15 protein-coding genes are annotated in these 16,623 nt (G+C 29.9%); 5 read left to right on the forward strand and 10 right to left on the reverse strand.

Going from position 1 to position 16,623, the window contains the following annotated elements:
* The first annotated feature begins 53 nt into the window (after positions 1-53).
* The 3 genes from CXF68_RS10710 to CXF68_RS10720 are packed head-to-tail and all read left to right on the forward strand — an operon-like array spanning position 54 to position 2,216.
* Entirely contained in the window at positions 54-446 is a 393-nt protein-coding gene (locus tag CXF68_RS10710; RefSeq protein ID WP_101044536.1) for a thioesterase family protein, read from the forward strand.
* 30 nt (positions 447-476) lie between these two features.
* Complete coding sequence (locus CXF68_RS10715) at positions 477-1,595, forward strand: DEAD/DEAH box helicase (RefSeq protein WP_101044538.1); 1,119 nt, start codon at positions 477-479, stop codon at positions 1,593-1,595.
* Complete coding sequence (locus tag CXF68_RS10720; protein ID WP_101044540.1) at positions 1,596-2,216, forward strand: trimeric intracellular cation channel family protein; 621 nt, start codon at positions 1,596-1,598, stop codon at positions 2,214-2,216.
* A gap of 187 nt (positions 2,217-2,403) precedes the next feature.
* On the opposite strand, the gene CXF68_RS10725 is transcribed toward CXF68_RS10720, so the two are convergent.
* Positions 2,404-2,805 carry a hypothetical protein gene (locus CXF68_RS10725; protein WP_198553796.1) on the reverse strand — a complete coding sequence of 134 codons (402 nt, stop codon included), beginning with the start codon at positions 2,803-2,805 and terminating at the stop codon, positions 2,404-2,406.
* Positions 2,806-3,093: 288 nt separating this feature from the next.
* Between CXF68_RS10725 and CXF68_RS10730 the strand changes: the two genes are divergently transcribed.
* Positions 3,094-6,114: a glycosyl hydrolase family 18 protein gene (locus CXF68_RS10730; protein ID WP_198553797.1), complete on the forward strand. Its 3,021-nt coding sequence runs from the start codon at positions 3,094-3,096 to the stop codon at positions 6,112-6,114.
* 323 nt (positions 6,115-6,437) lie between these two features.
* On the opposite strand, the gene CXF68_RS10735 is transcribed toward CXF68_RS10730, so the two are convergent.
* Entirely contained in the window at positions 6,438-7,649 is a 1,212-nt protein-coding gene (locus CXF68_RS10735) for an RsmB/NOP family class I SAM-dependent RNA methyltransferase (RefSeq protein ID WP_101044544.1), read from the reverse strand.
* Between the two features lie 61 nt (positions 7,650-7,710).
* On the opposite strand from CXF68_RS10735, the gene CXF68_RS10740 reads away from it, so the two are divergent.
* Positions 7,711-10,239 (forward strand): DEAD/DEAH box helicase, encoded by a 2,529-nt coding sequence (locus CXF68_RS10740; protein ID WP_101044547.1) that lies wholly within the window; start codon positions 7,711-7,713, stop codon positions 10,237-10,239.
* A 141-nt stretch (positions 10,240-10,380) separates the two neighbouring features.
* Here CXF68_RS10740 and CXF68_RS10745 read toward each other — a convergent pair whose 3' ends face one another.
* From CXF68_RS10745 to meaB, 8 genes are all read right to left on the reverse strand, one after another.
* Positions 10,381-10,755, reverse strand: coding sequence for a VOC family protein (locus tag CXF68_RS10745; protein WP_101044549.1), 375 nt, complete (start codon positions 10,753-10,755; stop codon positions 10,381-10,383).
* Positions 10,756-10,827: 72 nt separating this feature from the next.
* Complete coding sequence (locus CXF68_RS10750; protein ID WP_101044551.1) at positions 10,828-11,619, reverse strand: DUF6597 domain-containing transcriptional factor; 792 nt, start codon at positions 11,617-11,619, stop codon at positions 10,828-10,830.
* Positions 11,620-11,826: 207 nt separating this feature from the next.
* On the reverse strand, positions 11,827-12,330 hold the full coding sequence (locus CXF68_RS10755) for an endonuclease V (RefSeq protein WP_101044553.1): 504 nt from the start codon (positions 12,328-12,330) through the stop codon (positions 11,827-11,829).
* Between the two features lie 25 nt (positions 12,331-12,355).
* Positions 12,356-13,132, reverse strand: coding sequence for an alpha-ketoglutarate-dependent dioxygenase AlkB (locus CXF68_RS10760; protein ID WP_101044555.1), 777 nt, complete (start codon positions 13,130-13,132; stop codon positions 12,356-12,358).
* 18 nt (positions 13,133-13,150) lie between these two features.
* Complete coding sequence (locus tag CXF68_RS10765) at positions 13,151-14,374, reverse strand: hypothetical protein (protein ID WP_101044557.1); 1,224 nt, start codon at positions 14,372-14,374, stop codon at positions 13,151-13,153.
* 155 nt (positions 14,375-14,529) lie between these two features.
* A complete protein-coding gene (locus CXF68_RS10770; RefSeq protein ID WP_101044559.1) occupies positions 14,530-15,051 on the reverse strand; it encodes a GNAT family N-acetyltransferase in 522 nt (173 codons plus the stop codon).
* An 84-nt stretch (positions 15,052-15,135) separates the two neighbouring features.
* Positions 15,136-15,477: a tRNA-binding protein gene (locus tag CXF68_RS10775; protein WP_101044561.1), complete on the reverse strand. Its 342-nt coding sequence runs from the start codon at positions 15,475-15,477 to the stop codon at positions 15,136-15,138.
* Entirely contained in the window at positions 15,467-16,549 is a 1,083-nt protein-coding gene (gene meaB, locus CXF68_RS10780) for a methylmalonyl Co-A mutase-associated GTPase MeaB (protein ID WP_101044563.1), read from the reverse strand. Before meaB ends, CXF68_RS10775 begins: the two co-directional genes overlap by 11 nt.
* Between the last annotated feature and the right edge of the window lie 74 nt (positions 16,550-16,623).

The following is a 16,623-nucleotide window of genomic DNA, read 5'->3' on the forward strand; positions in this document are numbered from 1 at the left end:
AAATCAACAGTCGATTTAAGTAATAATTAACATCATTCATGTAATTTTGTAGCATGAATTTTTATGAAAAAAAATATATAGTCACTTCAAATGAAATTGACGAATACCAACATGTAAATAATGTAGTATACGTACAATGGATGCAAAATGTATCTAATGATCATTGGTTGTTACTCACAAAAGATATTCCTAAATTAGATTATGTTTGGTTTGTAATTCGCCATGAAGTAGATTATAAAAAGCAAGGTGTTTTAGGAGATGAAATAACGGTGAAAACATGGGTTGGAGAAACGGCAGGAATAAAATCTATTCGTCACTTTGAAATGCATAGAGGAGAGGTACTTTTAGTAAAATCACAAACCACATTTTGCTTATTAGATGCAACCTCACAAAAACCAAAAAGAATAACTAAAGAAGTAACAAACTTACTTTTAGGCAAAAAATAAGCAATATCTTTGCATTTATAAATAAAGAGAATGACAACATTTAGAGCATTAGGAGTACGAAAGGAATATATTGAAGGATTGAAGGAGTTAGGAATAACAACTCCTACTGAAGTACAGAAAGAAACGATACCATATTTGTTAGAAAATGATGCTGATTTTATTGGGTTAGCACAAACAGGTACAGGTAAAACTGCTGCATATGGTTTGCCTGCTTTACATAAAATAGACACTTCAAAAGACACAATTCAGGCGTTAATATTATCGCCTACAAGAGAGTTGGTGCAACAAATAAAAAAACAATTATTTAAGTTTACAAAATATGTAGACGATAAGATTTTTATAGAAGCTGTTTATGGTGGAGAAAAAATTGATCGTCAGATTAATAATTTAAAAAGAACTACACATGTAGTAGTAGCAACTCCAGGTCGTTTGATTGATTTGATAGAAAGAGGTGAAGTTGATTTAAAAGAAATTAACACCTTGGTACTTGATGAAGCTGATGAAATGTTGAGTATGGGGTTTAAATTAGATATAAACCGTATTTTAAAATATACTTCAGGTACAAGAAAAACATGGTTGTTTTCGGCAACAATGCCAGATGAAATAAGAAGTATTATTAAAAAATATATGGATGCTTCAGCAAAACAGGTTGAAGTGAATAAAAACTCATTGGTAAACGCAAATATTACGCATCAGTTTGTGCAAACTACAATTCCAGAAAAAGTTGATGTAATTGTTAAGTTTTTAGAAAAAAGACATTCCGAAAGAGGAATTATTTTTGCTAGAACAAAAGCTGGAGCTCAAAAATTAACGAAAGAGTTAAAAGAAGAAGGTTTTTCTGTTGAAGCTTTAGAGGGAGATATGCAACAAAGAGATCGTGAAAAAGTAATGCGTGCTTTTAAAAATGAAAGCCTTCAAATTTTAGTGTCAACAGATGTTGCAGCAAGAGGTATTGATGTACATAATTTAGGATTTGTTGTACATCATCAATTACCAGAACAAATTGAATATTACACACATAGAAGTGGAAGAACTGCAAGAGCAGGTAAAAAAGGGGTTTCATTGGTGTTAATTCTTAATAATGAAAGAAATAATATTAAAGAAGTTGAAAAAACATTACAAATAAAATTTTCTGAAATAAGTATATAGGTGAACATTATTTATGCTTTAGACATCGCAGGAACTTTTGCCTTTGCTATAAGCGGAGCGTTGGTTGCTATAAAAAAAGACTTTGATATATTTGGAGTCGTTATTATTGCCTTTGTTACCGCAGTAGGTGGAGGTATGATGCGAGATGTTTTAATTAATGCACATCCAATAAATTGGATTGGTGATATAAATTATATTTGGACAATTTTAGCTGCAGTAGGAATTACATTTTTATTTAGAAGTAGAATAGCTCCTTTACGTAAAACTATGTTTTTATTCGATACTATTGGTATAAGTGTATTTACTTTATCGGGGTTAGAAAAAGCATTGACATATGATTTACATCCATTTTTAGCTTTAGTTATGGGAATGATTTCTGCTGTTTTTGGAGGCGTAATTAGAGATGTACTTACCCGAAAAGTTCCCTTGATATTTAAAAAAGAAATTTACGCCTCTGCTTGTTTAGCAGGCGGAGTTGTATATCTTATTTTAATGAATTTTAATGTAAATAAAAACCTTCATTTTATTATTCCAGCTATTGTTATTTTTATAATAAGAACAGTTGTAGTTAAATATAAATTAGAATTACCTAAAGTAAAAAACGATGTACTTGGTAAGTAATTAATTGTTGAAATATTTTTTTTAAAAATTTGAGAGCATTACATAGTTTAGAAGGTAAATAGCTAAAAATAGGGTAATTGTTTACGGTTAGTTAAAAAATGATTAATTATTTTTAAATCTACATAAGCTAAACAGTGGTTTTATGATTTAAAAATATTAAGAAAGCCAGCCTTTAACTTTACATTTTTTAGTATACCAAAGTATAAATAGAGCAAAACCAATAACCATAATAGGCATTATAAACGCCTGGTCCGTAAACATCCATAGCACGACTCATAAATACATTATAAAACATTTGTATAATAATGGCTACTAACGAAACCAAAAATATAGGTTTTGCTATTTGTTTACGAAGTAATAAAAAAATACTGCCAAAAACGCCTCCAAAAACAGCTATTGCAAAAGCTGCCATTACCCATGATGGGGTATTTAATGCTAGTTCCATTACTTTTTTATCAGGATACATTGCTTTAAAGGCATCAGTATTATAAGCTTGTTGAATGTATTGGTTAACACCCATTGCATTCCATAATAAAGAGATAATACCAATTATCCAGAATAAGGCATTCGGTTTGTTTGAATTAGACATAAGTTGTATATAGTTAAGTAGTTATAAAAATACTTGTAAATTATTAGAACTAAAAATTACTTTATAAAGATGGGTTAAATTAATGTTTTTTAAACTTATAAAAGTGTGTTTAAGTGATGAAAAATGTATTTAAGTGTTGTTTTTTGGTTGTTTAGCTATTTTTTTTTAAGGTAAAATATATTCGTCATAATTTTAAAAAGAATTAATTAATTTAAAATAAAACTTATGACACCCTTCAAATTCGTTAGAAAAAAACTGAAAATAGTTTTTTTCTTTATCACTGCATTTATGTTTTCACAGGTAAATACAGGTGGAAAAGCAACAACAGCCGATCATCAAAAGCAAGTTATTGGCTATATTAGTAATTGGGACGCTTGGAAAGACACAAAAGCAGGTGTTCCTCAAGCAGGCGCTTTAACACATTTAAATATTGATTACTCTAAGTACACTATTTTAAACTATTCTTTTTTTGGAGTAGCACGTGATGGTTCTTTACATAGTGGAGATCATAGAAATAAGAAAATTTACCAAGCAAGTGAATCGCAAGAACCAGCAGATTTATTTTACACAGATTTATACAGTAGCTGGGATTTACACCTTTTATTCGGAGAATTAGAATATGTAAATTATGTTAATGAATCTATAAAGGTTCGTGCAGAAGCACAAGGATTTCAAGTAGAAGTAGGAGCTAGTACTTGGACGCACCCTGTTTGGGGACTAAGCGGAGGATTACCATTACCACTTAAGAAAGAGAATGGAGCTCTTGGTTTATTAGATATGGCACACAAGAATGGTGTAAAAGTAATGGCATCTATTGGTGGATGGAGTATGTGTAAGCATTTTCCTGAAATGGCTGCAGATCCTGTAAAAAAAGCTAAGTTTATCGAAGGCTGTAAAAAATTAATAGCTATTGGATTTGATGGAATTGATTTAGATTGGGAATACCCAGGACCATATGCAGGAATGAATTTTACAGGTTCACAGGCAGATTTTGCAAATTTTGAAACTTTAGTACAAGATATAAGAAATGCTATTGGAACAGACAAATTAATTACTTCTGCGATGGCTGCAGATCCAAGAAAGTTAGAAGGGTTCAACTGGACAAAACTTTCTAAGAATATGGATTACTATAATATTATGACTTATGATTATAATGGTGGATGGTCTAATAAAGCAGGACATAACTCACCAGTATATCCTTATTCAGGAGCTGAGGTTGATTTTTTTAATTGGCAAAGTACTTTAAATAAATTAGTAGAGGTAGGGGTTCCAAAAAAGCAAATTTGTTTTGGAGCACCTTTTTATGGAAGAGGGGTAATTACAGATGGTCCTGCAGCTCTTAATAAAAAAACAGTAAAAAGAGCAGAAAATTTACAGCCAGATGGTCCAATTCAAACAGCAGCAGATTACACTAACTGGCCTAAAGAAGTGTATGATGGAACTCCAAATTATTTTTTCATCAAACAAAAAGCATTATCGGCAAATAGTGGATGGACAAGGAAATGGGATGATGAAGCTAAAGTACCATATTTGGTAAAAGATAATTTTTTTCTTAGTTATGACGATGAGGAATCAATAGCTATAAAAGCTAAATTTATTAATGATAATGGATTAGGCGGTACTATTGTATGGACTGTTTTTGGGGATCTTGAAATTTCAGGATCAGTAACTTCTTTTGGTAGAAAACTTAAAAGATGGTCTAATGTAAAATCTCCATTAGTTAATAAAATTAATGAAGTCTTTGCAGAAATTACCACACCTCCAAATAATGAGGCTCCAACAGTAAGTATTTTAACACCAGTAAATAATAGTACTCTTACAGCAGGAACAGCAGTAACGATATCAGCAAAAGCAGCTGATTCTGATGGAACTGTTACTAAAGTAGAATTTTATGATGGAACTGTTTTATTAGGACAGGATACAAGTTCTCCGTATGAATATAATTGGGCAACGCCAAGTTTAGGAGCTCATACAATTACAGCAAAGGCTTTTGACAATGATAATGCTTCAGCAGTATCTTTAGGAGTAAATATTACGGTAGAAGCTAATACAGCTTCACCAGTGGTAACCATAACAAGTCCTGAGAATAATTATTCTTCAGAAATTGGTTTAAATGTAACATTAGCAGCAACGGTAACAAACGCTATAGGAAATATAACCAGTGTTGTTTTTGATGTAAATGGAGTTATCGTTTCAGCAACAAATACAGGTGGTAATTATACGGCAACCTATACGGATTCTGCAGTAGGAGAATATGTATTTAAAGTTAAAGCGACTAATAGTGAAAATAAAAGTAGTGAAAGCCAAGTAGCATTTTCAATAACAAAAGCTAGTACCGATTTATGTGTAAATTACCCTGTATGGTCATCAACAAAAGTGTATACTAACGAAGATGATGTTCAGTATAATAATGTGCATTATAGAGCTAAATGGTGGACAAAAAATGAGACTCCAGGTAAATCAGGAGTTTGGGAAAAAATTAAAAAATGTGAAGGTGATACAGGAGGTGGAGATAAAAATGTCGTTCCAACAGTAAGTATTTCTGCACCAACTAATAATAGTGTTATCACAGAAGGAAACATATTAAATATAGCAGCAAATGCAGCGGATAGTGATGGAACAGTTACTTTAGTTGAGTTTTATAGAGGAACTATAAAGTTAGGACAAGATACTACAAGTCCTTATACTTATTCTGTAGATAATTTAAAAGTTGGTACCTATGAGTTATCGGTTGTTGCTACAGATAATGATATGGCTAAAACTACATCGAGTAGTGTAATTGTTACAGTAGAATCTGCAGGAAATACAGGGGAGTGTAATGGAGTAGTACAATATGTAGTAGGAACATCATATAAGCAAAATGCAGAAGTACAAAATAATGGAGAGCAGTTTAGTTGTAGTGTAGCAGGTTGGTGTTCTTCAAGTGCGGCATGGGCATATGCGCCAGGAACTGGAACTCATTGGCAGGCAGCATGGAAAAAGACAGGTGTTTGTAGTGCTACGGTAGCTTCTTTACCAAAACAAAACATAGTAACAAAAAATAAAGATAAAATTAAAGTATTCTCTAACCCAGTAGTAGATGATTTGATTATTGTTAACTTAAGTGATTTAAATTTAAGAGGTAATGTACAATCAAAATCTACAATACAGATTTTTGATATTAATGGTGTTGTTGTTCTTAGTAAAAAGATTAATCTAGGTAACAAGAAAAATACATTTGACGTTCGTTCTTTAAAGAATGGAATCTATTTTTACGGGTTTGAAAAAAATGGAAAAAAGCATACAGGAAGATTTATTAAAGTAAAATAATCTTTTTTAGCTTATTACTAACCTCATATAACTGTATTGGTTGTATGGGGTTTTTTTTATGGAATAATGTAATGTGGTTAAGTAAAAGGGGTAATTATTTGGTAGTTAATTTTTTAAAGCAAGGAGCACTTCTTTTTTAAATAAAGAATATCATAAAAAAATGTTAAACTAGAAATGTAGGTGTAACGAATCAATAAATATATCGTCTTATAAGTGTAATTACTTAACAAAAAGTTTTAGTGATTAATTAGTTTTTAATAGTTGATTGAAAAGGCTCGTGATTTAAAAATCACGAGCCTTTTGTTTTATATAAAAAGTAAAAATTATTTTCTTATTAACTGAGCCATGTAAAAACCATCAAACCCAAATTTATGAGCCAATACTTTGCTGTCTTTTACAAAGGTAAAATCTGTACCATCTTCAGAAGCTAAAAATGTTTTAACTTGATCTTGGTTTTCAGAAGGTAGTACAGAACAAGTAGCGTATACTAATTTACCTCCAGGTTTTACCATTCTAGAATATTGTTGTAAAACGTCTTGTTGAATTTTTTTGATGTTTTCTATAAATTCAGGTTGTAATTTCCATTTACTATCTGGGTTTCTACGAATAACACCTAAGCCAGAACATGGAGCATCAATTAAAACTCTATCAGCTTTACCATGTAGTTTTTTAATTACTTTAGTAGAATCAATAACTTTTAAGTTAACATTACTAACTCCGTTTCTACGAGCTCTAACTTTTAACTTTTTCAATTTACTTTCATAAATATCCATCGCTATAATTTGCCCTTTATTTTTCATTAAAGAAGCTAAATGTAATGTTTTACCACCAGCACCAGCACAAGTATCAATTACTTTCATACCTGGTTCAACATCTAAATATGCAGCTACTAATTGAGAAGAAGCATCTTGCACTTCAAAAAAACCTTTATGAAAAGCTTCTGTTTTAAAAACATTAGCACGTTCAATTAAACGTAAAGCATCATCACATCCCTCTATGAATTCAGTTTCTATACCTTCAGCTTTTAAATCGTTTCGTAAGTGTTCTTTTGTTACATTTAAAGTATTGGTACGTAAAATAACATCGGCTTGTTTATTTAAAGCAGCAATTTCTTTTGTCCAAACAGCTTCACCTAATTCTTTAACGCCCAATTCATCTATCCAATCAGGAATAGATTCTCTATATTTTCTTGTTTGAGAAAGTTCATCAAACTTTCCTTTAATTCTTCTAGTAGGAGTTTCTTCAATTTGGTTCCAATCGGGTAATTTAATACCTCTTAAAACACACCAAACTACTAGTAAACGCCATAAATCAGGTCTTGAATATGGAGTTTTTACATTAGCGATTTCACCATACAAACGTTTCCATCGTACAATGTCATAAATAGTTTCAGCAACAAATTTTCTATCACGTGCTCCCCATCTTTTATCTCTTTGTAATGCCTTCTGAACAGCTTTATCTGCATACACACCTTCGTTAAAAACGTCGCGTAAACTATCTATTACTGCATAAACTAAATTTCTATGTAACCTCATTTGATGAATTTAAAAGTGCAAAGATAGTTCAATTTAATGTCTTTTTGTATTTTCGTTCTCAATGAATTTAAATCATCCTGTAACATATATAAAAGGCGTTAGTGTAGCTAGGGCAGAATTGTTGTATACCGAGTTAGGTGTAAAAACATGCAATGATTTGTTGCATCTTTTTCCGTTTAGATATATTGATAAAACACAGTTTTATACGATTAATAAATTAGCGCAAAATTCTTCTGAAGTTCAAGTGGTTGGTAAGATTACAGGGATAAAAGAAGTACAGCAAAAAAGAGGAAGTAGAGTTGTCGCTACTTTTTCTGATGCAACAGGCTCGATAGAATTAGTTTGGTTTAAAGGCGCAAAATGGATAAAAGATAGTTTAAAAGTTGATGTTCCTTATGTAATTTACGGAAAGTTGAATTGGTATAACAGTACTGCAAGTATGCCGCATCCAGAAATGGAGACGGTAAAAGAATACAAAAGTAAGTTGCAAACATCTATGCAACCTGTATATCCATCTACCGAAAAGTTAGCTAATAAGGGAATTAGTAATAAGATTTTACGTGGTTTTATTCAGAATTTGTTTCAACAAACTTTTGGGTTAATAGATGAAACACTGCCTATATATCTATTAAATGAAAATCAATTATTAAGTAAAAAAGATGCTTTATTAAATATCCATTTTCCTAAAAGTCAAGAATTATTAGCAAAGGCGCAAAATCGATTAAAATTTGAAGAATTGTTTTTTATTCAAATTCAATTATTACAGAAAAAACTAATTCGGAAGTCAAAAATTAAAGGGTATATTTTTGAAAAAGTAGGAGATCATTTTACTAACTTTTATAACAATTATTTACCTTTTGAATTAACGAATGCACAGAAAAGAGTTTTAAAAGAAATACGTAAAGATATAGGTTCTGGTGTGCACATGAATCGCTTATTGCAAGGAGATGTTGGTTCTGGTAAAACCATAGTTGCTTTACTAACGATGTTGTTAGCTATTGATAATGGCTACCAAGCAACAATTATGGCACCTACTGAAATTTTAGCAATTCAACATTATAACGGAATGGTAGAATTATTAGCTGAAACACCCTTAAAAATTGCACTATTAACAGGTTCGAGTAAAATAAAACAACGACGTGAAATTCATACAGGGTTAGAAGATGGTTCATTGCATATTTTAATAGGTACACATGCAGTTTTAGAGGATAAAGTACAGTTTAAAAATTTAGGAATTTCGATTATTGATGAGCAACATCGTTTTGGAGTTGCGCAGCGATCAAAATTATGGGAGAAAAATCCAGTTCAAGGAGTTTCTGAAGAAAAAGGAAAAGTCGTTCGTGAAAAATACATGACAACACATCCTTCAGAATATAAACTATTAAAAGAAATAGCATTAAAACGTAAAAATAAAACAACGAAAGAAGAAAGAGCTTTATGGGAGGTTTTAAGTACAAAACAAACAGGATTTAAATTTAGAAGATATTATATTATTGATGAGTTTATGGTAGATTTTATTTGCTTAGAGAAAAAGCTGATTGTAGAGGTTAATGGAAAGTACTACGCTACACCTGAGCAGAAAGAAGCAGCTAATTTACGATCAACAATTTTAAATGAGTTTGGTTACGAGATTATTCGATTAAGTGATGAGGAAGTTTCAGGAGCTATAGAAAACACGATAGCAAGGATAGAAGCTAAATTAAAAAGTCTTCCTTTAATAAAGGTTAAAAAATCTGTACCTCCACATGTATTGGTAATGACGGCAACACCAATTCCACGAACATTAGCAATGTCGGTTTATGGTGATTTAGATATTTCTGTAATTGATGAATTACCTCCAGGACGTAAAGAAATTAAAACAGTACATCGTTATGATAGCAATCGTTTAAGTGTATTTAAGTTTTTAAAAGATGAAATAAACAAAGGACGTCAAGCTTATGTAGTGTATCCGTTAATTCAAGAATCGGAAGCGATGGATTATAAAGATTTAATGGATGGTTATGAGAGTATTTCACGTGATTTCCCTTCTCCAAAATATCAAATTAGTATTGTTCATGGACAAATGAAACCTGCGGATAAGGAGTATGAAATGAATCGTTTTGTAAAAGGAGAAACTCAAATTATGGTAGCAACTACCGTAATTGAAGTAGGAGTTAATGTACCAAATGCATCGGTAATGGTTATTGAAAGCGCTGAACGTTTTGGATTAAGTCAATTACATCAATTACGTGGTAGGGTAGGGCGTGGAGGAGAACAGAGTTATTGTATTTTATTGTCGAGTTTTAAATTATCTTCAGATAGTAAAACCCGTTTACAAACGATGGTTGAAACTACCGATGGATTTAAAATTGCTGAGGTAGATTTAAAATTACGTGGACCTGGTAATATTATGGGGACACAACAAAGTGGAGTATTAAACCTTAAAATAGCAGATGTTGTAAAAGATTCAGGTATTTTACAGAAGGCACGCCAAATTGCAATAAGTGTTTTAGAAGAAGATGCAGCTTTTTCTAAACCAGAAAATGCTAATTTATTAAAGGTATATAGGCAGTTGCAAAAAACGAGTGGGCTTTGGAGCAATATTAGTTAATATAGCATAAGGTTTTTATAATGATTTACAGTAAAAGTAATTTGAGACTAAATGACTCTTGTTTTTCTGAAAAAGATGCATTAACTTAAAATCAATAACGGTTTAATTCCATCTTTAAACCGCTATTGTTACTTTTTATCTTTATTCTCTTGAGTGAAGTCCAATCGTATTGCCTTCAGAGTCTTGTAAAATTGAAACAAACCCAAATTCTCCAATAGACATTTTTTGTTTAATTAGTTTTCTACCAAATTTTTCTACTCTAGACTCTTCTGTAACGCAATTTTTTGAAGAAAAATAAACGATAGTATTATTACTATTAGGAATGTAGTTCTCTTTTTCAATTAAAGCACCAGTAGCGTTAGTTCCGTTGTTTTCAAAAGGAAAAGTTGACTGTTTTTCCCATTCAATTGGTAAATCAACAAGTGTTATGTTAAAAACTGATTCATAAAACTTTTTTGCTCGCTCTAGGTTTGCTACATTAATATCAAACCAACATACAGGATTTGCATTCTTCATTTTAAACTATTTTAAATTCGAGTACAAAGTTGCAAATCGATTAATCTTTAAAATTGTAAAAATGGGACAGTATTAATTTAGTTTTTCGAAAATTAATGACATTTTTAAATGGTCTTTGTAAAATTCTTTAAAATCTTTTATAAAGTGTGCTTGGTCAAAATAATCATTTTCATAAGCTAAATCGGTAAGTTTAGAAATGTCTTTATTTAATAAGGTTTTAAGTGAGGATTGTAGTCGTATAATTTTTGAAAGTTGTTTAGGGCTTAATCCAACGGTTGTATTAAACTTCCGCAATAAAACTCTTCTATTAAGATTACCTTGTTTAGAAAGCTCGTTAATTGAAACTTGTCCGTTAGCTGTTGTAATTGTCTTAATAGTCGATTTTACAACTTTGTCCATCAATTCTTTATTTTTTAATATATTTAATAAAAAAGATTCAATGATTTCTATTCTTTTTAAAATACCATTTGCGTTCAAAATTTCAAATTCAAGCTTTTGTCCTTCTTTTCCAAATAACCTTTCTAGCGAAATAGGTGTGTTTTCCATTTCTTTGATGGGAATTGTGGTAAAAGGTAAAAAACCATTTGGATGAAACCGAACAACAAATGTTCCAGTATCTCCGTCAGGTTCTACAATATAAGGTTTGGTAAGTTGACCAATTAAAAAACACCTTGGTTGTAAAAAACAATTTCCTTTTTCAGGGTGATGCCAATACAAGTCTCCATAATGAAAAATTAGCTTCATGGTTCCGTCTGGAACAATCGTGTTTTTTTTTGGTGTTGTGTTTTTAGTACCTTCTAACGTCCAATAAGATTTAACAAATTCTATTAATTCTTGTTTGGGTTTAAATATTTTTGGGTTCATTTAGGTTTTGTTATCAGGTAACTCACAATTTTATTAAGAATATGAATTCGTTTTAAAAAAGTCTATAAAAATAGAATTATTACTTAAAGGCTTTCTATAAGTTAAAATAGATAAGTTTAAATTTTATTCATTAGTTAATGTAATTCAGTCTTTTAGTTTTGGTGATAAAAGCAAAAGTAATACTGTGTTTTATATTTATTATATGTGTTAATTTTCTTTTGTTTTTGTATCCATTATTTGCAGTAGCGTAGGCATTCTGTAATTTCCGTGCATTGATTTTATATACTCAAAAGCTAAGTTTAGTTCAATTCCTATTGCCGATATATAAAGAGGTTTTTTACTTTCTCCTCTTAAAAGTGCTTTGGAATTAAGTTTGTTCGAATCGTATCCTGATTTTGCAACTCCAATAATCGGAATCTTTTCACCTAGTTTTTCATACAAATGTCCTCCTAAACCATACTTTCCATCGTCATCTAATATAACATAGCCATCAACAATAATAAATTGAACATCATTCAAATCTATTTTTTTTAATAAGCTTATTATACAAGGCATTTCTCTTTTATAGAAAGAACCAGGTTCGTATTCTGCTATTCCTTCAATTATTTCGCTATAAATTTCAATAGGTTTATCATTTTCCCATTTATTAAAACTAACACCAATAGTTTTGGCTTTATTTTCGTAGTAGTAAGTATCAAAAGCAATAATCATAAGTTGTGTTATTATTTTTTGTAATTTATTTAGGCATAATAGTATCTGCTTTACTAAGCGTATAATCAATTTTTGGATAAGTAAAATTTGGACTCCTGTTTTCTTCTCCTCGTAGTGTATAATACTCTTTTCTTTGAATATCATTTGCTAATTTTAATAATTTGCCATTAGTAAAGTATGGTTGATTATTTTTAAATTGAATAAAAATTTTAGATTCTCTGAAAGTTATTCCAAGCCATTTATTTTCAGATTTCAAAGGTTTTTGTTTTGGAATTTGTTCTAAAACAATTTTATGAAAAAATCTAGAATTAAGTGGTAATGAAAATAAAATTAAAGAATTATGAGTTAAGAGAATTTCAAATTCTTCATCAGTTATTTTGTCTTTAATTTTTAGTTTTCTAATGCTTTGTTCTGTTAATTCATTCGGTTTTTCATAGCAGGAAAAAAGAGCTATATAAGAGTTAGGAGCTAAGTCTAAACATTGGTCTGAATGATATTTCATTTTAGTATAACTTGAGTCGTAAATCTCTATTAAAGCATTATTGAAATTAATAGGTGTTAAATCCTCAAGACTGTCATTTATACTTTTTATAATTGTATTGTGAGTAGAAGAAAAATTATGAGCAGGAATATTATATTGAGTGGTTGTTCTAACAATAGGAATACCATTATCGCTAATTTTAATTAAATGATTACCAAACCTTCCTTTTCCAACATTTTCAAAACTGATTTGGTTAGATAATTCATTGAATAAGTTCTGCTCAAAAGGCAATGTTATTTTTGTAAATTCACTTAGGTTCATTGGTGAAATATTTTTTATTTAAAATATTGGCTCTTTATAATCCCCAGAATTCATACTAAAATGAATTTTTCCATAATCTACATTTTTCTCAAATTTATTTTCTTTATAATAAGAATCTCTTAAATTCTCCATATTTTCATTATTCATTTGCTTTAATTTGATTAAATACCCGTTTTCTTTAATGAAGGTTTCGTTATTTTCATATACAGCTTCTAAATTTGAACAACGAATTACATAGCCCATTCTAACAGGTATTTTATCGATATTTAGTGCTGAAGGTCTAATCTCATGTGTATATAGCCTATTAGTAGAAAGTGGTATGGAAAAAACAGAATTAGGATATAATGTTACACTAAATTCCTTTACTAAAGAATTATTATTAACTGTGTTTTTTAATTTAAAAAGGAGTCGTGTTAATCCACTATTTTTTTTATAAACCCAGTCAAACTTAACTGTTTTAGAAGGAGCTAAGTGTTCAAAATTTGTTTTATCATAAAAAGTACAAAAAGTAATAAGCCCCTCTTGTGCCATGTCTTTAGTTTTATCAGAATGTGCACCAATTTTAGCTTTAATTTCTTTTGAATTTAATTCGTTTTTTTTATTTAGATAAATTTGTGCTAAAACATGGTTTAATTTTGTTTCTTTTTCAAAATCAAATTTTATAGCTTCGTTTAGAGAATCAATAATTTGATTGTCTGTTGGTCTAAAATTATCAGTAGGTCCTGTTAAGTTACTAGAGCACCTTAATAAATGGAAATGTAATAATTCTGTTTCACCTTTCTTTTGTTTGATAACATTACTTAAATAAATTCCTTTTCTTAAAGCCGTAGATTGTTTATTTGACTCTGTTAAATTTTGAAACTTATGTTCAGATTCTATATTGCTAAAGAAGTTATCAGTATCAAAATACCTTCTGTAAAATACTCCTGCATTATGAATATTTATCGGAACTTGACCAAGTTGAATTAAATGAAAATTGTCATTCGTTAAGTTTTCATAATTAGAAGATAAATCTTTAATTATGAAAACCGTCCTTGTGTCGTCTTTTATATGTTTGATATCTCCAATTACATACAATCTAATTCCATAATTACTTGAAATTTCTGAAATACTATGAACTACAGCACCACAAAAATTATTAATTAAGTAATCTAAATCATCAGAACTGTTATTTTCATTTGATAAGTTTATTAAGAAGTTTTTATTTCTTGATATGCTATTTTCAAAGCTAAATTTATTCATTATGTTTAGAGTCTAATTTTTAAATTTATTACTAATGTTATTGGGAATATGAATTCGTTTTAACAATTTATATTCTAAAGTTAGTTTTTCTATTAAAAAAAGGAACTTCGATGTTTGTTTTTTATTAATTACTTTCTAATCATTGTTAATTAAAACTATACAGATTTGTTCTCTTTTACATAAAGCAATATCTCTTCATTTTCATCTGGAAGCTTTGTAGTACCTGTCATTTCTAAGCCTAGTTTTTCTAGAAGACGTTGAGAAGAAATGTTTTCTTTTGATGTAATACCTTTAATAGCTTTAAGTTTAAAATCTTCAAATGCTGCTTTCATTAACCTGTTTGATGCTTCATAGGCATAACCTACCCCTTCGTATTGAGGTAAAAGGCCAAAACCTATATCAATACCATCTATTCCCTCCCTGTTAAAAAGCCCACAAGTACCAATTTTATTACCATCGGTTTTTGTAATTAATGTATAACTAGAAAATCCAAGCTTATGTAATTGCGGGAGCATTTTAGTTTGAATATACTTTTTAGCATCTTCAATTGAATTAATTTTTCTATCTCCTACATATTTAATAAACTTAGGAGTGCTCATTATTTGCTGAATTAACTCAGCATCTTCTTCAGAAGTTGGTCTTATAAATAATCTTTCTGTTTCAAATTTTAAATACATTGATTTAGTAATTAAAAGAGTTAGTAAATAGTGTGGTTTGCTTCGAGAAAAATAAGATAAAAAAATTATAGATTAAGTTAAAAATTACCCAATCCTTGTTCCGTTTTTAATTTTCCTTTCAGGAGAAATAAGTGTAACCTCTTTATTATCACCAATACCACCTAAAACCAAGCATTCACTCATTATAGTCGCTATTTGTTTCTTCGGAAAATTAATAACAGCAACAATTTGGTTGCCTATTAATTCTTTAGGAGTGTACAGTTTGGTTATTTGAGCAGAAGTTTTTTTAACACCATATTCACCAAAATCAATTTGCATTTTATAAGCAGGGTTTCTTGCTTCTTCAAATATGTCTGCAGAAATAATTGTACCAATCCGCATTTCTACTTTTGCAAAATCATTCCAAGTTAAAGAGTTATCGTTCATAGTTTTTGTTTAGTAATCGAGTGGCGGCTGTAAACGGAGTTGTTTTCCCGTCTTCTAAATTTTTAAATTCATCTTTTAATAATTCTTTTATATCAGAATTGTTATAAAAATTGTTTTTTAGTTGTTGATTAATGGTTTCTAATAGCCAATATTTATTTTGATCATTTCTTTTCTGTTGAAAAAAAGAAGTGTTTTTTGCTGAATTTATATACTCATTAATCATTTTGTGAATAGCATTAATACCTTTGTAGTGAAGTGCACTTGCTAGTAAAACCTTTGGCTGCCATCCACTATCTTTTGGCGGATATAAATGCAAAGCCCTATTAAATTCAACTTTTGCAATTTTTGCATTCTTTTCATTACCACTATCTGCCTTATTAATAACAATAGCATCAGCCATTTCAATGATACCCCGTTTTATACCTTGTAATTCATCACCAGCACCTGCTAGTTTCAATAATAAAAAGAAATCGGTCATAGAGTGTACAGCTGTTTCAGACTGGCCAACACCAACAGTTTCTATAATAATGGTATCGTAACCTGCGGCTTCACATAATATAATAGATTCTCTTGTTTTTTGAGCAACACCACCTAGTGAAGACCCTGATGGAGAAGGACGAATAAATGCATTTTTATCAGTAACTAATTCTTCCATTCTAGTTTTGTCACCTAAAATACTTCCTTTATTTACAGAGCTACTTGGATCTACAGCTAAAACAGCTACTTTTTTACCTAATGAGGTTAAGTGCTTACCAAAAGCTTCAATGAAAGTACTTTTACCAACGCCAGGAACACCTGTAATTCCTATTCTTATTGATTTGTTTGCGTATGGTAAACAAGCTTCTAAAATTTCATTAGCTTGTTGTTGGTGTTTTGTATTGGTGCTTTCAACCAAGGTAATAGCTCTACTTAAAAACGTAATATTTCCTGTTAATATTTGAGAAACAAATTCTTGAGTAGTTATTCTTTTTTTTCTGCTTAATTTTATTTTTTCAGCAGAAGATTTGCTAGTAGTTTCTGGTTGAGAAATACCATCTTTTTCAGAAAGAGCAGATTTTTTTTTATGAGTCATGTAAAGTGAAAACGAAATAATAAGGTAAATTTAAAAATAAAAAATTAAGCAAAGTGCAACGAAGCATAAAAAGT

This window comes from Tenacibaculum sp. Bg11-29, from assembly GCF_002836595.1.
Lineage (GTDB): Bacteria > Bacteroidota > Bacteroidia > Flavobacteriales > Flavobacteriaceae > Polaribacter.

Coding starts and splice junctions, on each gene's coding strand:
- CXF68_RS10765 (WP_101044557.1), bottom strand. CDS start 14,374: ATGAATAAATTTAGCTTTGAAAATAGCATATCAAGAAATAAAAACTTC.
- CXF68_RS10770 (WP_101044559.1), bottom strand. CDS start 15,051: ATGTATTTAAAATTTGAAACAGAAAGATTATTTATAAGACCAACTTCT.
- CXF68_RS10725 (WP_198553796.1), bottom strand. CDS start 2,805: ATGTCTAATTCAAACAAACCGAATGCCTTATTCTGGATAATTGGTATT.
- CXF68_RS10715 (WP_101044538.1), top strand. CDS start 477: ATGACAACATTTAGAGCATTAGGAGTACGAAAGGAATATATTGAAGGA.
- CXF68_RS10735 (WP_101044544.1), bottom strand. CDS start 7,649: ATGAGGTTACATAGAAATTTAGTTTATGCAGTAATAGATAGTTTACGC.
- CXF68_RS10710 (WP_101044536.1), top strand. CDS start 54: ATGAATTTTTATGAAAAAAAATATATAGTCACTTCAAATGAAATTGAC.
- CXF68_RS10750 (WP_101044551.1), bottom strand. CDS start 11,619: ATGAACCCAAAAATATTTAAACCCAAACAAGAATTAATAGAATTTGTT.
- CXF68_RS10760 (WP_101044555.1), bottom strand. CDS start 13,132: ATGAACCTAAGTGAATTTACAAAAATAACATTGCCTTTTGAGCAGAAC.
- CXF68_RS10755 (WP_101044553.1), bottom strand. CDS start 12,330: ATGATTATTGCTTTTGATACTTACTACTACGAAAATAAAGCCAAAACT.
- CXF68_RS10775 (WP_101044561.1), bottom strand. CDS start 15,477: ATGAACGATAACTCTTTAACTTGGAATGATTTTGCAAAAGTAGAAATG.
- CXF68_RS10730 (WP_198553797.1), top strand. CDS start 3,094: ATGTTTTCACAGGTAAATACAGGTGGAAAAGCAACAACAGCCGATCAT.
- CXF68_RS10740 (WP_101044547.1), top strand. CDS start 7,711: ATGAATTTAAATCATCCTGTAACATATATAAAAGGCGTTAGTGTAGCT.
- CXF68_RS10745 (WP_101044549.1), bottom strand. CDS start 10,755: ATGAAGAATGCAAATCCTGTATGTTGGTTTGATATTAATGTAGCAAAC.
- meaB (WP_101044563.1), bottom strand. CDS start 16,549: ATGACTCATAAAAAAAAATCTGCTCTTTCTGAAAAAGATGGTATTTCT.